Origin of the sequence: Alkaliphilus oremlandii OhILAs (genome assembly GCF_000018325.1) — a bacterium.
Lineage (GTDB): Bacteria > Bacillota > Clostridia > Peptostreptococcales > Natronincolaceae > Alkaliphilus_B > Alkaliphilus_B oremlandii.
The window spans coordinates 217,791-234,646 of the sequence record NC_009922.1; the positions used below are offsets into that span (position 1 = coordinate 217,791).

Annotated in this window: 15 protein-coding genes and 1 pseudogene; all 16 read left to right on the plus strand. The window is 35.6% G+C overall.

What is annotated here, in order from left to right; genetic code table 11:
• Positions 1-292 precede the first annotated feature (292 nt).
• The 16 genes and pseudogenes from CLOS_RS01025 (at position 293) to CLOS_RS01090 (ending at position 16,847) form a co-directional block, all read left to right on the plus strand.
• Positions 293-1,666: a sigma-54 interaction domain-containing protein gene (locus CLOS_RS01025; RefSeq protein ID WP_012158068.1), complete on the plus strand. Its 1,374-nt coding sequence runs from the start codon at positions 293-295 to the stop codon at positions 1,664-1,666.
• Positions 1,667-1,934: 268 nt separating this feature from the next.
• Positions 1,935-3,314 carry an alanine/glycine:cation symporter family protein gene (locus CLOS_RS01030; RefSeq protein WP_012158069.1) on the plus strand — a complete coding sequence of 460 codons (1,380 nt, stop codon included), beginning with the start codon at positions 1,935-1,937 and terminating at the stop codon, positions 3,312-3,314.
• A 35-nt stretch (positions 3,315-3,349) separates the two neighbouring features.
• Positions 3,350-4,996, plus strand: coding sequence for a M20/M25/M40 family metallo-hydrolase (locus CLOS_RS01035; protein WP_012158070.1), 1,647 nt, complete (start codon positions 3,350-3,352; stop codon positions 4,994-4,996).
• A 227-nt stretch (positions 4,997-5,223) separates the two neighbouring features.
• Positions 5,224-5,946, plus strand: coding sequence for an AzlC family ABC transporter permease (locus CLOS_RS01040; protein WP_012158071.1), 723 nt, complete (start codon positions 5,224-5,226; stop codon positions 5,944-5,946).
• Positions 5,936-6,271 (plus strand): branched-chain amino acid transporter permease, encoded by a 336-nt coding sequence (locus tag CLOS_RS01045; protein WP_012158072.1) that lies wholly within the window; start codon positions 5,936-5,938, stop codon positions 6,269-6,271. Before CLOS_RS01040 ends, CLOS_RS01045 begins: the two co-directional genes overlap by 11 nt.
• Positions 6,272-6,385: 114 nt before the next feature.
• Entirely contained in the window at positions 6,386-6,529 is a 144-nt protein-coding gene (locus CLOS_RS15995) for a hypothetical protein (RefSeq protein ID WP_012158073.1), read from the plus strand.
• Positions 6,530-6,770: 241 nt separating this feature from the next.
• Entirely contained in the window at positions 6,771-7,811 is a 1,041-nt protein-coding gene (locus CLOS_RS01050) for an S-layer homology domain-containing protein (RefSeq protein ID WP_012158074.1), read from the plus strand.
• Positions 7,812-7,857: 46 nt separating this feature from the next.
• Entirely contained in the window at positions 7,858-8,880 is a 1,023-nt protein-coding gene (locus CLOS_RS01055; RefSeq protein WP_012158075.1) for an S-layer homology domain-containing protein, read from the plus strand.
• Positions 8,881-8,907: 27 nt separating this feature from the next.
• Positions 8,908-9,915: a FecCD family ABC transporter permease gene (locus CLOS_RS01060; RefSeq protein ID WP_012158076.1), complete on the plus strand. Its 1,008-nt coding sequence runs from the start codon at positions 8,908-8,910 to the stop codon at positions 9,913-9,915.
• A complete protein-coding gene (locus tag CLOS_RS01065; protein ID WP_156774370.1) occupies positions 9,915-10,721 on the plus strand; it encodes an ABC transporter ATP-binding protein in 807 nt (268 codons plus the stop codon). The genes CLOS_RS01060 and CLOS_RS01065 overlap by 1 nt, the downstream gene beginning before the upstream one ends.
• A gap of 26 nt (positions 10,722-10,747) precedes the next feature.
• Positions 10,748-11,833, plus strand: a complete 1,086-nt coding sequence (locus CLOS_RS01070) for an ABC transporter substrate-binding protein (protein ID WP_012158078.1) — start codon at positions 10,748-10,750, stop codon at positions 11,831-11,833.
• A gap of 13 nt (positions 11,834-11,846) precedes the next feature.
• Positions 11,847-12,596 carry a hypothetical protein gene (locus tag CLOS_RS01075; RefSeq protein ID WP_012158079.1) on the plus strand — a complete coding sequence of 250 codons (750 nt, stop codon included), beginning with the start codon at positions 11,847-11,849 and terminating at the stop codon, positions 12,594-12,596.
• Positions 12,597-12,619: 23 nt separating this feature from the next.
• Positions 12,620-14,080, plus strand: coding sequence for an NAD(P)/FAD-dependent oxidoreductase (locus CLOS_RS01080; protein ID WP_012158080.1), 1,461 nt, complete (start codon positions 12,620-12,622; stop codon positions 14,078-14,080).
• A gap of 18 nt (positions 14,081-14,098) precedes the next feature.
• Positions 14,099-15,184 (plus strand): NAD(P)/FAD-dependent oxidoreductase, encoded by a 1,086-nt coding sequence (locus tag CLOS_RS01085; RefSeq protein WP_049753757.1) that lies wholly within the window; start codon positions 14,099-14,101, stop codon positions 15,182-15,184.
• Between the two features lie 27 nt (positions 15,185-15,211).
• Positions 15,212-15,457: pseudogene (locus CLOS_RS15450) on the plus strand (DUF1667 domain-containing protein); the annotation flags it as partial.
• Positions 15,458-15,833: 376 nt separating this feature from the next.
• Complete coding sequence (locus tag CLOS_RS01090; RefSeq protein WP_049753759.1) at positions 15,834-16,847, plus strand: ABC transporter substrate-binding protein; 1,014 nt, start codon at positions 15,834-15,836, stop codon at positions 16,845-16,847.
• Positions 16,848-16,856: the final 9 nt, after the last annotated feature.

Consider the following 16,856-nt stretch of genomic DNA (forward strand, 5'->3'; position numbering starts at 1 on the left):
GCATTGTACTTTCCTTACATTCAAGGAATCTAGCGGGCGAACATAAAAGCAAGGCAGTTATAACAGCATACGATGTTTCAAGTGACACGGATTGATATAGATGTTGAGATGATGGCAATAGATAGACTTGTAATCTGTCTATTGCTTTTATTATCTTTCAATAAGAGGAGATTTCAGGGGATAAAAATAGGAATCATATGATGTTCAGAATATTTCAATATTGGTTGTAACCTAGAATTCTTAGTGATATTATGAAGATGGAAAAAGCCTACTGGATAAGGAGTGGTAACGTATGCTGAAAAGATATATTGAAGATATTCCTAAGCTATTTAAATATATGGATATGCTCGTAATTACAGATAAAGAGGGTTACATTGAATACTATAGAGTATTTCATAGTTTAGGCAATCGAATTGTAGAAAATCCAGTGGGTATTCATATACTGGATTTGCATCAACATTTGAGCCATGAAAATAGTACGATTATGAGAGTTTTAAAGAATAGAGAACCAATCATTAATGAAAAGCAATATTTAAATATATTTAAAGAGAGGACAGTAACGGCCCTATCTACTACAATACCACTGATGATTGGTAAGAAAGTGGTGGGCGCAATGGATATTAATCGATATTTCGATGAAGATTTGGCACAACTAGAAGAAGAAACCTCCCAATATGATATGGCGCAAAAACATTTCTTTTTTACCATAGATGATATTATTTCTAAAAATCCTAAGATGATTGAGGTTAAAAATCAGGCATTGAAAGCAGCTAAAACCAATTCATCCGTTATAATATACGGAGAAACAGGTACTGGTAAAGAGCTGGTAGCTCAAGCAATCCATAACCATAGCTTTAGAAAGAACAACCCCTTTATTGTACAAAATTGTGCGACGATCCCTTCCTCCTTAGGAGAAAGTATCCTTTTTGGCACCACAAAGGGAAGTTTTACTGGGGCGGAGAATAAGGCTGGAATTTTTGAAATGGCCAATGGCGGAACTCTAGTATTGGATGAACTAAATTCTATGGACATCAATCTTCAGCCTAAGCTATTGAGGGTTACGGAAAACAACTGTTTTAGACGTGTAGGTGGAAAAGATCTGATCAATGTAGATGTTCGACTAATTTCTACGTTAAATGAAGATCCTTATTTTATGATGGAAACGCATAAAATTAGAAAAGATTTGTTCTATAGACTAGGTATCGTAATGATAAATATCCCCCCTCTTAGAGAACGAAAAGAAGATATTTCTTTATTAGTAAATCGATTCATAGAGGGATATAATAAAAAAATGAATAAGAATATTAAAGGGATCAGTAAAAAAGCTATGGACTCTTTTATGGAGTACCATTGGCCTGGCAATGTGAGAGAACTGAAACATACAATTGAAAGAGTATTTAATTTCATAGATGATGAGGTAATTGATGAGATTCATTTGCCAAGCCATATGATTTCTTTAGATAAAGGAAAAAAAGAGACCCTAGAAATCGGTGAAGAAGAACAATTTAATTTCAATGAAGTCATAAAAGAATATGAAATCAAATATATTAAGCTGGCTTTACAGAGCAGTAAGACATTGAATGAAGCGGCAAAGCTACTAAAACTATCTAGACAAGCTTTAAAATATAAAATCGATATCTATGGTATTGAAGTAAAACAAAAATAAGCAAAAAATATTTTGCTTATTTTTTTATTATTTAAGGATATTGAATGATATAGGAAAGCAATAAAGTTGAGAGGTAGCTCGAAGCGCCTATTTTCAAAATATTTAGATTTTTATAAAAAAATTTCGATATTGGTACAATTGTTGCTACCAATATATAATCGAAGCCTAATTTAGTAATCTATAGTCAATATGCAGGAGGTGAAGAAACCGTATCAAGAACAACTAGTTTGCAAAAAAGTAAAAAGTAAAAATTAGGAGGAAATTTCTTATGCAAACAATTTTGGATGTTTTAATGAGTTTTTCTAATTGGCTGTGGGGAGTCCCCATGTTGGTCATATTAGTGGGTGGAAGTGTAATTTTAACTGTTCGATTAGGCTTTGTTCAATTTAGATATTTCCCATTTGCAATGCGTGAGACCTTCGGTAGGATATTTAAAAAATCTGAAGGTGGCGAAGGGACTGTCACTGCTTTTCAAGCGGCAACGGCAGCTTTGGCATCGGCTATTGGTGCTTCCAATATTGTTGGGGTGCCAGTAGCAATTGCATTTGGTGGACCTGGTGCTGTGTTTTGGATGTGGCTTGTAGCACTCATCGGTGCAGGTGCAAAGTTTTCAGAAATTGTATTAGGTATTAAATATAGGGAGAAGAACGAAGATGGAGAATACGTAGGAGGACCTATGTATTATCTAACGAAGGGAATCAAAGGTAATTTAGGGAAAGCACTTGGATTTATGTTTTCTTTCTTCTTGATGATTGAAATCGCACCTTCCATAGCTGCCCAATCTGTATCCGTAGTTCAAACAGCTGCAAGTATTAATATTCCTAATTGGGCCAGTGGTCTAGCACTTGCACTTGTTGTAGGAATCGTAATATTTGGAGGAATAAAAAGAATTGGGAAAGTAACTGAAAAATTAGTTCCATTTATGGCACTATTCTATGTAATTGGTTCCTTGGCAATTATTATTGTAAATATTTCAGAATTACCAAATGCTATTGCCCTAATATTTAAGCATGCTTTCACTCCAATGGCAGCAGCAGGAGGATTCGCAGGTGCAGGAATTGCACAGGCCATGCGATGGGGTACCGCTCGAGGTGTTTATTCCAATGAATCTGGTATGGGAACAGCACCGATTGCTCACGCTACAGCAGTTACAGATTATCCAGTTCGTCAAGCCATGTGGGGTATCTTTGAAAATGTAGTGGATACATTGATTGTCTGTACAGCTACAGCTTTAGTTGTGCTAGTAACTGGTATATACCAAACAGTTCCTGCTAGTCAAGCAGCAAGTATGCCAGCTTTAGCCTTCCAATCCTTATTAGGGAAAGGTCTTGGGGGCATTATCGTAACGGGAAGTATCTCATTGTTTGTTCTCTCTACAGTTATTGTTATTGCTTACTACGGTGAAAAGCAGGCAGAATACTTATTTGGTACAAGATTTTCAAAGGTAATGCGTATTATTTATATGGCTTCTATCGTTCTAGGAGCTTACGGTGGCATTGAGTTTCTATATCAATTTTTGGATTTATTATTAGGTTTAGTAATTATACCAAATATGATAGGATTGTTATTATTAAGCAGTGAAGTAAAAGAGCTGAAGGATGAATTTTTTAACAACTTGTCCCTGAATAAATCTAGAAGCAAACAATAGGCAATAAAGTTTTTATCAACATAGGAGGCGAAGAAATGCATACGGATCTAAGCAGCAAGATTAAGAATCTAACCATTGAATTAACAGAGGTACCTAGCGTCGTGGGGTTTAAGGAAGAAATTCATGTAGTAGAAAAAATTCATGAAAAATTTCAAGAAATGAAATATTTTAAAAATAATCCAGAGCAGTTAAGATATATAGATGTCATCAATGATGTTCATAACAGAAAAAGTGTATTAGCCATTGTAAAAGGCAAGAAGGGCAATAGCAACAAAACTGTTGTTTTAATAGGGCATACGGATACCGTAGGTATTTCTGATTATGGCGATATCAAGGAATATGCTACGAAGCCTTTGGAGTTAAAGGAAAGACTAAGGAATGTTTTACTGACAGAGGAAGCTTTAAAGGATTTAGAGTCTGGAGAATATTTATTTGGTAGAGGCATATTTGATATGAAATGTGGTGTTGCAATTTTAATGAGTATCGTAGAAAGCCTCTCTGATGACGTAGAAAATCTAGAAGGAAATCTTGTATTTGCCGCTGTATGCGATGAAGAAGGAAACTCTGGAGGGATGCTTTCTGTTGTTCCGGAGTTGGTTCGGTTAAAGAGAGAAGAAGGATTTGATTATCAGGCTTTGGTAGATACAGATTATATGGCGCCAAGATATGAGGGGGATGACAGTCGATATGTATATGTGGGGACTGTTGGAAAGATCATGCCTTCCTTCTATATCGTAGGATCAGAAGCCCATGGTGGCGATCCATTCAAAGGGTTAGACCCCAATCATATATCTTCCGCCATCATCGAAGAAATTGATTTTAATACAAAGTACTGTGATTCTGCTGAAGGAGAAGTTACAGTGCCGCCAATTTCATTGCGACAGCAGGACTTAAAGCCAGAGTATTCCGTTCAAACACCGAGAACCAGTTATTTATATTTTAATTTCGGTACCCATAGCAGTACACCCAATGAAATCATGGAGAAGATCATTGACGGATCAACTTTAGCTTTCCAGAAAGTAGTGAACAGTTTAAATGAGGAATATAGGAAGTACTGCCAATATAATCAGTTTCCATATACAGAGCTTCCATGGGAGCCAAGGGTACTACCTTATGAAGAACTGTATCAGAGAGTGAAGGCAGAGAAGGGAGAACAAGTAGATAAAGTTATAGAGGATTTGAATAAAAAAATACTGTTAGATAAAGAGGTCGATGAAAGAGTATATGCACTAAAGATGGTAGAGGCAGTTCATAATATGTGGTCGGATAAAAATCCTGTAGTCGTAACATATTTTTCACCACCATATTATCCTCATATCTATGTAAAAGGGGAAACTCCGTTGGAGAAAAAACTATTGGAGGTAGTAAATAGTGTGGTTGGAAATACGGAATCTAAATACGATATCAAAATGAAGAAGTTCTACCCTTATATTTCAGACTTAAGTTACGGTGCCGCACCGAGGGAGGAAAATGCCATTGAGTCCTTAAAAAATAACATGCCTGGATTCGGTGTTAAGTATGAACTACCCATTGAAGATATGCAGGATTTAAATCTTCCTGTAGTCAATATCGGACCTTTTGGAAAGGACGCTCATAAATTTACGGAAAGGCTTGAAGAAGATTATTCCTTTAAGGTAGCGCCAAAATTAGTCTATGAAACAATCATAGGCTTGCTGAAATAAAAAGAAGCTATTGTAGATCAAATCTGCAATAGCTTCTTCTTATTCTTAAAAAATACAAGGTAAAGGCTGTTGTGGAGGAAGCTTTAAGAAATCCACAAGAACATAGGGTAATAAGGATTCGAGTTCGTCGGATAAAATATGGATTTAAGGTGGTACCCTATAGATTTACCCAGTAATTTATAATATAATAATTCGTACTACAAAATATATTTAGGGGAGGCAGACAGATGAAAAAGGCATTAAAGGCAGCATTTCCATTCACAGTACCTGTCATGCTGGGCTACATTTCCGTAGGAATCGCATTTGGGCTATTGGCAGAGAAATCGGGATTGAACTTTTTTTGGGCTCTTTTAATGAGCTTAGCCATATATGCAGGCTCCATGCAGTTCATCGCAATTAATTTAATTGTCAGTGGTATGGGGCTGGTGGAAATTGGACTCATGACTTTGTTTGTAAACATTCGACATCTTTTTTATGGACTATCCTTTATCGATCGTTTTAAAACCATGGGCCGAAAGAAATTATATATGATTTTTTCCTTGAGTGATGAAACATATTCACTGCTATGTGCAGCGGAGGCGCCGGAAGGAATTAATAGCGATCAATTTCTTTTTTCAATTTCTTTGTTGAATCAAATTTATTGGCTCATAGGAACATTACTGGGTTCTATGGCTGGCAATTTAATAAAGTTTAATACGGCAGGGATTGATTTTGCAATGACGGCCCTCTTCGTCGTAATCTTTATTGAGCAATGGAAATCTTTTAAAACCCACATTCCAGCATTCATAGGGATTGTAGCAACCATAGTATCTCTTGTAATTTTTGGACCAGATAATTTAATTGTGCCTTCCATGGGCTTTATACTCGTTGCCTTAGCTATGTTTAAAAAACGTATAGAAGCAGAGGATAGCCAAAGCAGTAAAGGAGATGTTATCAACAATGAATCTTAACAATCATTATATTTTATCCGCTATATTCGTTTCAGCAGTGATCACTTTTATGATTAGGGTCATACCATTTATTTTATTCGGCAAAGGAAAAACGACACCGTTATATGTAACCTACATTGGTAAATATCTACCGCCAGCAATTATGTCCATGCTGATCGTATACTGTCTGCGAAATGTACAGTTCTCCACAGCACCCTTTGGAATTCCAGAAGCCATTGGTATTATTGCAGTAGCTGCCTTGCATTTGTGGAAAAGAAATAACCTAATCAGCATCCTCGGTGGAACTTTAGTATATATGGTGAGCATCCAATTTATATTTGCATAAGTGTTGGGTGCAATCCTGCTGATTTCATGTATTTAGGGCAAAAATTGAGAATTAAAATTTGCATAAAAAATATCCCCCTAGCAATAATAAGATAAAAGGATAGGAGGAGCTGCTATGGAAGATAAAAATAAGCTAAATGAGCTAGGCGAAATGCCCTTAGCCAATGTGAGCAATCAAGAATTAAAGCAAATAAAAGAGCTGGAGCAATCATTCGGAGATAAATACTATCTCATTGCTTTAGATAAAGATCATAAATAGAATATCGGATCAATAGTAAGATGGAGTTAATCAAATATAAGATTAACTCCATTTTTATATTTAAAGGGAGCTTTCAATCGGTTGCTTAAAAGACCTATGAAATACTGGATGTAAATATAAGATTCTATATAGAGCCTTTGTTATTTATATACAATGACTGCTTACGATTTACATCTATATAGGGTTTATGTTATAATGTTGACAAATAATTAGTTTTAATAATATTTGGGAGGTTTTACATATGAATAATAGGAATAAGTTAGTTTTAGTTATTTCAATTCTCTTAGTGTTTACTATGCTGGGTACAGTAGGTGCCTTTGCAGAAAACTTTACTGAGCTTACTGGAGTAAAGCTTATTGAAGATGGTAAGGTTTCAAGTGAAGTATTATCAGGAAGTACAGATATCCCTTTAGACGCTACTTTCAAGCTTAATTTTTCAAATGGAATATATAGAGTTTTCAATGAAAATGAAAATAAAATAGAACTTTATAATGTAGACAATAACAATGAGAAGATCGATATTGAGCTGCAAATTGTTAAGTCAGATGCATATGGAGACTTGGTGAATAAAGAGGATAATAAACAAAACAAAGACGATAAAAACCAAGGCAATAAAAATAAAGGGAATAAAGAAGACAAAAACAAAGAGGGACAAAACTTAGAGGCTGAAGGCTTAGAAAAAAGCCAAAGCATAGCGTTGAGGCCTGTAGAAGCATTACAAGAAGGTACAAAGTACCAAATTGTTGTACATAAGGACTTTAAAGCGAATAATGGCGCCACATTAAAGGAGGACATTCATATAGGGTTTACAACCATGTCTTTAGATAAAGTGGTTGAAGTACCATTTATAGATATAGCAGATAGCAGTGAAAAAGAAGCGATTGAATCTATGTTCAAAAGAGGATATATCCATGGGAAGAGTGAAACTCATTTTGCGCCTAACGAGAATATAACAAGAGCTGAAATAGCTACGATAATGTGCAGAATTTTAGAGCTAAATGAGAAAGAAGATATATCTGAGTATAAAGATATAAAGGCGGATGAGTGGTACAGTGAATATATAGCAAAAGCTCTGAAGGCAGAAATAATTGAAGCCAAAGATAACATGGTAAGACCGAATGATAATATTACTAAAGAAGAATTTAAGGCAATTGCGTATAATGGCTATAAGCATATGGGAAAGGACATAGACAATACGCTAGATTTTGAAACTAAAGAAAATGTAACGAGAGCAGAAGCTACTGCTATATTAAATAATCTAGTAAATACGATAAAAAAATAATGGACTTTTAAGTCCATTATTTTTTAAGAAGAAGGGTGTTCGCTATATGAATAAAGTTTTAAAAAATAACAACGTAGGAATATTATTTTTATTAGTATTAAGTATGTGTTTGAGTCCTGTTAGTGTGATGGCCTCTGGAGCAGGAGATGGATCAGGTGGAGGGCATAATGAGCCTTTGACGATGGAATCTTCTAGTATAAAAGATGGCGAAGAAAATATAGCATTACAGCCAGAAATAAAGTTAGTTTTCAGTAAAAATGTTGTTAATATAAAGGTTAAAGATCATAACAGGAAAAGTATTTCTTTAGTTACATCTCAGGGAGATATTGTACCAGTTGAAGTTATTATGGAAGATGATCAAATTAGACCGGATAAACGTAGAGAAGTAGTCATTAAACCAAAGAAACGTTTAAATACAAATACTAAATATGTGCTTAATATTAACACGAGTTTTAAATCTAAAAGTGAAATCAGTTTAAAGGAGCCTCTTAAGATTAGTTTTACGACGATTAAAAAAGATGAAACTGATCAAAGCTTCGTGGATATTAAGGATCACTGGGCAAGGTCGCATATTGAGTCTGTTGCAAATCTAAATATAATGAATGGCACAAGGAAGGGCTATTTTTCACCGAATAAAAATATAACGAGAGCAGAGCTATCTGCTATTTTAAGTAGAACCCTCAATTTGACTGAAACTACGGATCTGAATCATTATAAAGATTTTGATAGTAAAGCTTGGTATGCTTCAGATATGGAAAAAGCTATAAAAGCAGGGATTCTTAAGGTCGAAGGTGGAAAGGTGTCTCCAAATGCTTTTGTTACTAGAGAAGAAATGGCGATTGCTTTCACTAATGCTTGTAAGTATAAAGGAGTGAAGCTGAGTACATCCTCCAGTATTTTATTTAAGGATGGTAAGTCCATTCATCCAAATGCGATGGATGCTGTGAATGCAATGTATCATCTTAAAGTTATGCAAGGAAGAGAAGATAGTAAATTTGCCCCAAAAGATAAAATTACGAGAGCAGAAACAGCGACGATGTTAATAAGGCTATATAACATTTTAAAGTAAAATTTATTTGATGAAAGGTAGCATTGTATGAAAAGGAAAAAGACTTATTTTTTATTATTAATATCTCCAATATTTATTGTGTTTTTTTCATTATTTGTTGGTAATTATAGTCTAAGCTTAACGGAGGTCATTCGTATTTTAGTCAGTAAATTAAGTTTTGCTCCATATGACCCTGGGAATAAGGCTTTATACATTGTTTGGAATATTAGAATGCCAAGAATTATATTAGGAATGCTAGTAGGCGCATCCTTAGCTGTTAGTGGTGTAGCATTTCAAAGCTTATTTAAAAATCCATTGGTAAGCTCTAGTATTTTAGGAGTTACGTCTGGCGCTGGTTTTGGTGCAGCACTGTCGATCTTAATATTTAGTAGTAAAAATTATACATATCTATTCGCTTTTGGATTTGGGGTTTTAGCTGTTTTTCTCAGTTACTGGATCGGAAAGATATATTCATCAGATTCTACTGTAATGCTAGTTTTAGGAGGCGTAATTGTCTCCTCTGTTTTTTCTTCTCTTATTTCTTTAGCAAAATACATGGCAGATCCATATAATCAGCTACCAACGATCGTATATTGGCTTATGGGCAGCCTATCATCAGCATCCTATAAAGATATGTACTTAGGAGGCATCCCTATGATCATAGGGACTACGGGACTGATAGCCAGTAGATGGCGTTTAAATGTTTTATCTATGGGGGATAGAGAAGCTCAAACCTTAGGTATCAATGTAAACTTAAACAAAGCTTTTGTTATATCCTGTGCGACCCTAGCCACAGCAGGAGCTGTTTCTGTTAGTGGAAATATTGGATGGGTGGGCTTAATCATACCTCATATTGGAAGAATGATGTTTAGTAACGACAATAAGTATCTTATTCCTATTTCCATATCCTTAGGAGCATCTTATTTGGTATTAGTCGATAATTTGGCAAGAACCATAGGCGGAGCAGAAATCCCTTTAGGTATCCTAACATCTTTATTGGGAGGCCCTTTCTTTGTATACCTTCTGAAAAGAACGAAAGGAAGGGGATGGGCGTAATGGAGTTAATAAAAGTTAAGAATGCAAGCTTTCATTATGAAAAAACTGAAGTATTTAACGATTTAAGCTTAAAGCTAAATGCTGGACAGGTTCTATGCCTTATTGGATCCAATGGGTGTGGGAAGACAACATTACTGGATTGTATTCTAGGAATAAAAAAACTAAGAAAAGGTGAAATCCTTATTAATGGCGTCAATATATCTAAACTAAAAGCAAGTCAACGAGCTAGGGAAATATGCTATGTTCCACAGTTTCATAGAGGAACCTTTCCTTATAAAGTTTTAGAAATAGTAGTGATGGGACGAGCAGTGTACACCGGTTTTTTTCATATGCCTTCACAGAAAGATATCTGTATTGCTATGGAGGCTTTAGAAATGGTAGGTATGGATCAATATAAAGACAAACCATATACAGAGTTAAGTGGCGGAGAGGTACAGCTGGTAATGATAGCAAGAGCAATGGCGCAAAACGCTTCTATTATTATTATGGATGAGCCAACATCTCATTTAGATATGAGACATGAATTAATCGTTCTTGAAAATATCGTCAAATTAGTTAAAGATAAAGGAAAAGCTGTAATAATAGCTACACATGCACCAAACCATGCTTTTCATTTTGAAAATCATAATATAGCGACATCCGTTGCCTTGATGAGAGACGGTGGGTTTATTGACTATGGAAAACCGAAAGATGTGGTGAATGAAGTAAATTTAGACAAGTTATATAAAGTAAAGACTAAAATCGTAGATGTAGAGGTAGACAATTGTTATACGATGAAACAAATTTTACCTCTTAAAAGCAGTTGATATTCTATTATAGGAGATTAAATTTAATGAAACGAATAAAGCTTTTAAATTTTATTGTTGTTTTAATAATAACCACTTTACTAACTACAGCCTGTGTAGGAGTCAAGAGATCGAATACGATGGTATGGGACAATCATATAGTGGTTGTTGATAGCATCGGGCGAAGTGTAGAAATTAATGGTAAAGTAAAAAAGGTAGCAGTCTTTTATCCATTGGCTGGTCATGGGCTTACGATGCTTGATAGGGATATAGAGATTGTGGCTGTGTCTCAAGGATTAAAGAGGGATGTTTTATTAGAGGAGCTGAACCCTAGCTTAACCAATGCAGTAATTGCCGGTTCTGGAAAAGAGGTAAATATTGAAACCCTTATGGCACAAAATCCTGATTTAATTATTGTTACAAAAAATATGGTATCCAATGAAGGGGAGAAGCAAAAACTTGATCATAGCAATATACCGTATTTGGTAATTGACTACAGTAATATTCGTGAGCAACAAGATGTTATTGCAATGCTAGGAAAAGCCATAGGAAAAGAAGAACGGGCGAAAGCGTATAATGAGTTTTATAAAGATACAGTAAGCTTGGTTAAAAAAAGCGTTGAAAATATGCCAGAGCCTGAAAGAGTGCGCGTATTTCATTCCATAAGTGAAGCCACTAGAACAGAAATTAAAGGGACAATCAGCTCGGACTGGATAAATACTGCAGGGTTAATGAATGTTATAGAAGATGAGAAGCTCAATATTTTCGAGAACTCAAAATATTTTGCTAGTCTAGAACAAATATATTTGTGGGATCCAGACGCATTCCTTGTTAATGATATAGAAACGGCCAAATATATAATGGGTGATGACAAGTGGGCAGGACTAAGTGCTGTTAAGAACCAAAAAGTATATCCACTACCAACTGGTATATCTAGATGGGGACATGTTAGTTCATTGGAAATACCACTGGTACTTTTATGGACAGGAAAAATCTTTTATCCAGATAAGTTTAGTCATATTGATTTAAACCAGCAGATCAAGGATTATTATAAGAATTTTTTCGACTATGAAGTTTCAGATAAGCAAGTAGAGAGCATATTAAAAGCGGAAGGTATGCGGCTAAAAAAATAGGAGGAACAAAACTATGAAATTACTAATTTGTATAGATGATACGGATAGCTTAGATAAATCCATAAGCACTGGAAGAATAGCAGAAATAATTATTGACGAAATTGAGAAAGAGCATTTAGGCAAATGTGAAGCCGTTACAAGACACCAACTGCTCCGACATGAGGACATACCCTTTACCTCCCATAATAGTTCCATGTGCTTTAGGGCGTCTATAGATGGGTGTAATTATGAAAAGGTTGTAAAAAAGACCATACAGCTTCTTTATCAATATCAGGCAGCAGGTTCAGATCCTGGACTATGCGTTGTTAAGGAAGAGGAATTAGACAATCCAGAATTATTAATATCCTATGGATATAGTGCTCAGGAAAAAATACTGACGAAAGAAGAAGCCTATTCCTTAGCAACAAAGCTGAAGATCCATCTTACAGAGCATGGTGGAACAGGACTTGGCGTCATTGGGGCATTAGCAGGTGCGGGTCTTAGGCTGAGTGGAGAAGATGGAGAGTTTAAAGGAACTGTAAAATTAGGGAAAGAAGGGACACTGGTGTCGATTCGAGACTTAGAGGAGTACCCTTTTATAGACGAAGTAAGAATGCTTAATGGAGATCCCATGGATCGGGGAAAACCAGTAATATTAGGTGCGAAATATAAGACCATCTTACGAAATGGCAAAGCCATATTCTTAATAGATGATGCGCCAGAGCAAGGGGAAAATTATTATAGAAGCTGTACTAAAAAAGAGATCAGAAGCTATGGCAGGTAAAGGTAAATGAGGGGGGAGCTACTATGTATGATATAGCTATTATAGGAGCTGGCGCAGTAGGTGGGTTTGTAGCTAGGGAGCTTTCAAGATATAACTTAAAAATAGTGATCTTTGAAAAGGAAGTAGATGTGGCAGGTGGCGTAACTAAAGCAAATACAGCCATAATACATAGCGGATATAGCCCAAAACCGGGAACCATTAAAGCGAAGCTAAATAGAGAGGCCATAGAAATATTCCCGCAGGTTTGTAAAGAACTAGATATTTCATACAAAAAAACAGGGTCTTTGCTCATTGCTTTTAATGAAGAAAGTATGGAGGCAGTTCACAAAAAATATACAAGAGGTATTAAAAATGGAGTTAAATCTTTAAAAATACTTACCAAAGAAGAGATTTTAGCAATAGAGCCTAATATGAATAAAAATGTTTATGGCGCTTTGTATTCACAGGATACTGGTATTGTAAACAACTGGGATATGGCAATTGCCCCTTGTGAAAATGCAGTTGACAATGGGGTTGCATTGAGAACAAGGGAAAAGGTTTATAGAATAAATAAAAGCGAAGATACTTTTTATATTGACACAGAAAAAGATCAGTATCAATCCAAAGTTGTAATAAATTGTGCAGGGCTTTTTTCAGATGAGATCAATCAGATGGTTGGTAAAAAATCTTTTAAAATTGAACCTAAAAAAGGACAGTATTTTATATTAGATAAAAATCAAGGCAGTATGGTAAACCATGTTATTTTTCTTGCAAAGTCAGAAAATGATAAAAATACAAAGGGAATGATCATCGCACCTACGATAAATGGCAATATAATAATAGGACCATCCAGTCAAAATCCATGCAATAAGGAAGATATGAGTACAACCGTGTTTGGACTGAATAAGGTTAAAAGCTTGGCGAAAGATGTTATACCGAACCTAGACTTTTCCAAAACAATTAAAACATTTGCTGGTCTAAGACCTAAGGTTGATTTTGCCGAAGATGAGGAAAATGATTTTATTATAGAAGAAGATCAGCATGTCGGTGGATTGATTAATGTAGCTGGTATTAAGTCCCCGGGTCTAACCTGTGCACCCAGCATTGCATTGATGGTTAAAGATATTGTAGAGAATATTTTAGGGAAGCTGCAGCCTAAGGATGATTTTAATCCATATAGAAAAAAGGTAATAAGGTTCAATGAATTAGATGAAGAGGAAAGAAATAAAAGGATAAAAGAGAATCCGTTGTACGGAAAAATAGTTTGTAAATGTGAAAATATAAGTGAAGGAGAAATCATTGATGCCATAAGACGAAACCCAAGCCCAACAACGATTAAGGGTTTGAAATTCCGTACAATGGTCGGTATGGGTAGGTGTCAAGGTGGATTTTGCATGTGTAGCTTGATAGAAATTCTATCGAGAGAGTCAAATAAAAAGAGGCTCCGTTGGGATGGAGATAAGAATTCGTTAGGAGATAAATCCATGGAGAAAATGGATGGATAAGACTTGGAGTGGTTTAAATTGATCAATGTAAAGTGCGTTGTAATAGGTGGGGGAGCTGCAGGGATGGCCGCTGCACTAGGGGCGAAGCAGCAAGGACTAGACGACATACTGATATTAGAATATAGAAAAGAATTGGGTGGCGTTCTAAACCAATGTATTCATAATGGATTCGGTCTACATTATTTTAATCGAGATATGACTGGGCCGGAATACAGTGAGGCGTTTGCAAAGAAGATTTCAGAAGAAAACATTCCATATGATTTAAACTGTACCGTATTAGAGGTAAATAAGTATAAAGTAATTACGGCCACTGCGCCGAACAAGGGCGTTTTTAAAATAAAAGCGGAGGCTATAATTATTGCAACAGGGGCTAGAGAAAAAAGCTTAAATAGCTTAATTTTAGAAAGCAGTAGACCATTGGGCATGTATAGTGCAGGGACTGTACAGGAGATGATGAATAGAAAAGGGGTTTGTCCAGGAAGTAAAGCAGTTATTGTGGGCTCTGGCGATATTGGGCTGATTATGGCGAGGCGAATGGCTTTAAATGGCGTTGATGTTAAGGCTGTATTAGAAATCGCTTCAAAACCCAGTGGATTCGCCAGAAATATTCAGCAATGTTTAAAAGATTTTTCCATACCAATTTATATGAATACAACGATTATTAAGATTTTAGGAAAAGAGTCCGTAGAAAAGGTTGTTGTAGCCAATGTAGATGAAAACTTAGAACCAATACCCCATACAGAAAGAGAGGTGGACTGCGATATAATAGTGTCCTCCATCGGTCTAGTTCCAGATATTGAGATCTTAGTAGATGGGATTGGCGAAGGAATATTCCTTTGTGGTAATGCCCTAAGGATACAGGGCTTAGTAGATCATGTTACCTTAGGAGGATTAGAAGCAGGTAAGCTGGCGGCAGAATATATTATCGGTGGCAGTGTTCATACGAAGGATTCTTTAGCTGATTGCTGTAAGGATTCAGAACTGGTGGATGAAATTGACTCTATAGAGGAAGATGGCCAAGCTATTACAGCAGTTACTTGTATTCTATGTCCAAAAGGCTGTTTCGTACAGGGGACTTTCGATACAGCCCAAATAAAAGTATGAGGAAACAAATGCAATAAAGGCCATGAATTTTTTCTTGAGGAGATAAGAGAGAAAAAGAGAACCTTTACTGGCTCTGTTCGGTTAAATGATGAAATTGAAATAATGCTACCGGTAAGAAGTGATAGACCCATACCACAAAGCAATTTCATACCTTTGACACAGGCGTTAAAAAAGTATAAGATCAACCCGCCCATATCCATGGGTGATATCGTTATTTCGAATCCTTTCGGTATGGAAGTAAATATTAAAGCATCTAGAAGTGTTGGTAAATAAGGAGTGATATAGTATGCACCCTTTCAAGACACCAAACTCAAATACGGACGAAGAAAAAATATTAGAGGTAGGAGTAGCAGATGAATTTCTGTAGTTTTGTGGAATGAAATCCTTTCCTATAGAAAAAGTAGCTGTACAATTGATGGCCAATTGTACAGCTTTTATTATAAATACAACAAGGTTCTAAAGACTCATCTTGAGTCTTAATTGCGTTGATAAGTAGGATTCTTATATTTGGGAATTGTAGTAAACTAGATTGCTCTCTTAATTATATTATTATAGAATAGTATATATTAAAGACAGAAAATATCTGCGTAGGAATATGGCCAATTAAAGTATAAAAGATTGTAGCGTAATTGCATGAGGAGATGGACCTGTGAAGAAAAAGATGATATTTGTATTTTTGTTTATAGTGTTTATAGCGGGTTTAATACTATGCTATTCTAGCTATTTACAAACCAATGCTGAAGAAAAAGAACATAAGGTTTATAAAATTGGTGTATTGACAGTGAACGATGAACGATTAGCTAAGATAGAAGGAATGCATGAAGGCTTAAAACAATATGGACTATCCGACAATGATGTGGATATTATTATTAAAAATGCTTCTGGAGATGTAAATAGGCTGGATCAGCTAGGGCAAGAGCTCGTCAATATTGGAGTCGATGTAATTATAACGACAGGTACTTCTGAAACTACTGCAGCGAAAAAAGCGACGATGGATCAAGAAATTCCAGTAGCATTTATTGGTGTTGGATGCACCGTGGAACTAGACCTTGTTAAGGATAATATTTCTACAGCCTGTAATATTACAGGAGTAGATAGCCATTATGTGCAATTATCAGGAAAACGACTTGAATTTTTAAAGCGGTTGGTCCCAAATACTAAAAAGGTATTGGTTTTATACAATCCAGAAACCACGCCATTTGGACCGAGCTCTATATTTTTATACGATGCAGCTGACAAATTAGATATACAATTGGACATTGTTCCCGTAATTGACCATAAGGAAGTTCTTGCGGTTTTAAATGAAAAAGGGGATTCTGTAGATGGCGTAATGCTCATGTGTAGTTTGTTATTTGAATCCATCATAGATTCAATCGTTGATATTACTTTAGAAAAACAACTTCCTGTTATGGGTGTTACGGATAGGCAGGTAGAAAAAGGGGTTTTGGCATTTTACGGAAGTACCACCTATAATGAGGGGATACAGGCTGCTAGAATAGTAGTAAATATACTAAAAGGACAAGATCCTAGAATCATACCAATAGAGTCTCCAGAACAGTTAGAGCTATATATTAATTTAGATACAGCTAGAAAATTGAAGGTAGATATTGAAACGCCGGACATGCCATTTGTAGACCACTTTATACAAAATAGGGAAAGGTAATTTATTATG

Excerpts from the sequence above, each read along its gene's own strand:
- CLOS_RS01035 (WP_012158070.1), top strand. The coding sequence starts at position 3,350 with ATGCATACGGATCTAAGCAGCAAGATTAAGAATCTAACCATTGAATTA.
- CLOS_RS01050 (WP_012158074.1), top strand. The coding sequence starts at position 6,771 with ATGAATAATAGGAATAAGTTAGTTTTAGTTATTTCAATTCTCTTAGTG.
- CLOS_RS01030 (WP_012158069.1), top strand. The coding sequence starts at position 1,935 with ATGCAAACAATTTTGGATGTTTTAATGAGTTTTTCTAATTGGCTGTGG.
- CLOS_RS01080 (WP_012158080.1), top strand. The coding sequence starts at position 12,620 with ATGTATGATATAGCTATTATAGGAGCTGGCGCAGTAGGTGGGTTTGTA.
- CLOS_RS15995 (WP_012158073.1), top strand. The coding sequence starts at position 6,386 with ATGGAAGATAAAAATAAGCTAAATGAGCTAGGCGAAATGCCCTTAGCC.
- CLOS_RS01070 (WP_012158078.1), top strand. The coding sequence starts at position 10,748 with ATGAAACGAATAAAGCTTTTAAATTTTATTGTTGTTTTAATAATAACC.
- CLOS_RS01045 (WP_012158072.1), top strand. The coding sequence starts at position 5,936 with ATGAATCTTAACAATCATTATATTTTATCCGCTATATTCGTTTCAGCA.
- CLOS_RS01075 (WP_012158079.1), top strand. The coding sequence starts at position 11,847 with ATGAAATTACTAATTTGTATAGATGATACGGATAGCTTAGATAAATCC.
- CLOS_RS01055 (WP_012158075.1), top strand. The coding sequence starts at position 7,858 with ATGAATAAAGTTTTAAAAAATAACAACGTAGGAATATTATTTTTATTA.
- CLOS_RS01025 (WP_012158068.1), top strand. The coding sequence starts at position 293 with ATGCTGAAAAGATATATTGAAGATATTCCTAAGCTATTTAAATATATG.
- CLOS_RS01065 (WP_156774370.1), top strand. The coding sequence starts at position 9,915 with ATGGAGTTAATAAAAGTTAAGAATGCAAGCTTTCATTATGAAAAAACT.
- CLOS_RS01060 (WP_012158076.1), top strand. The coding sequence starts at position 8,908 with ATGAAAAGGAAAAAGACTTATTTTTTATTATTAATATCTCCAATATTT.
- CLOS_RS01040 (WP_012158071.1), top strand. The coding sequence starts at position 5,224 with ATGAAAAAGGCATTAAAGGCAGCATTTCCATTCACAGTACCTGTCATG.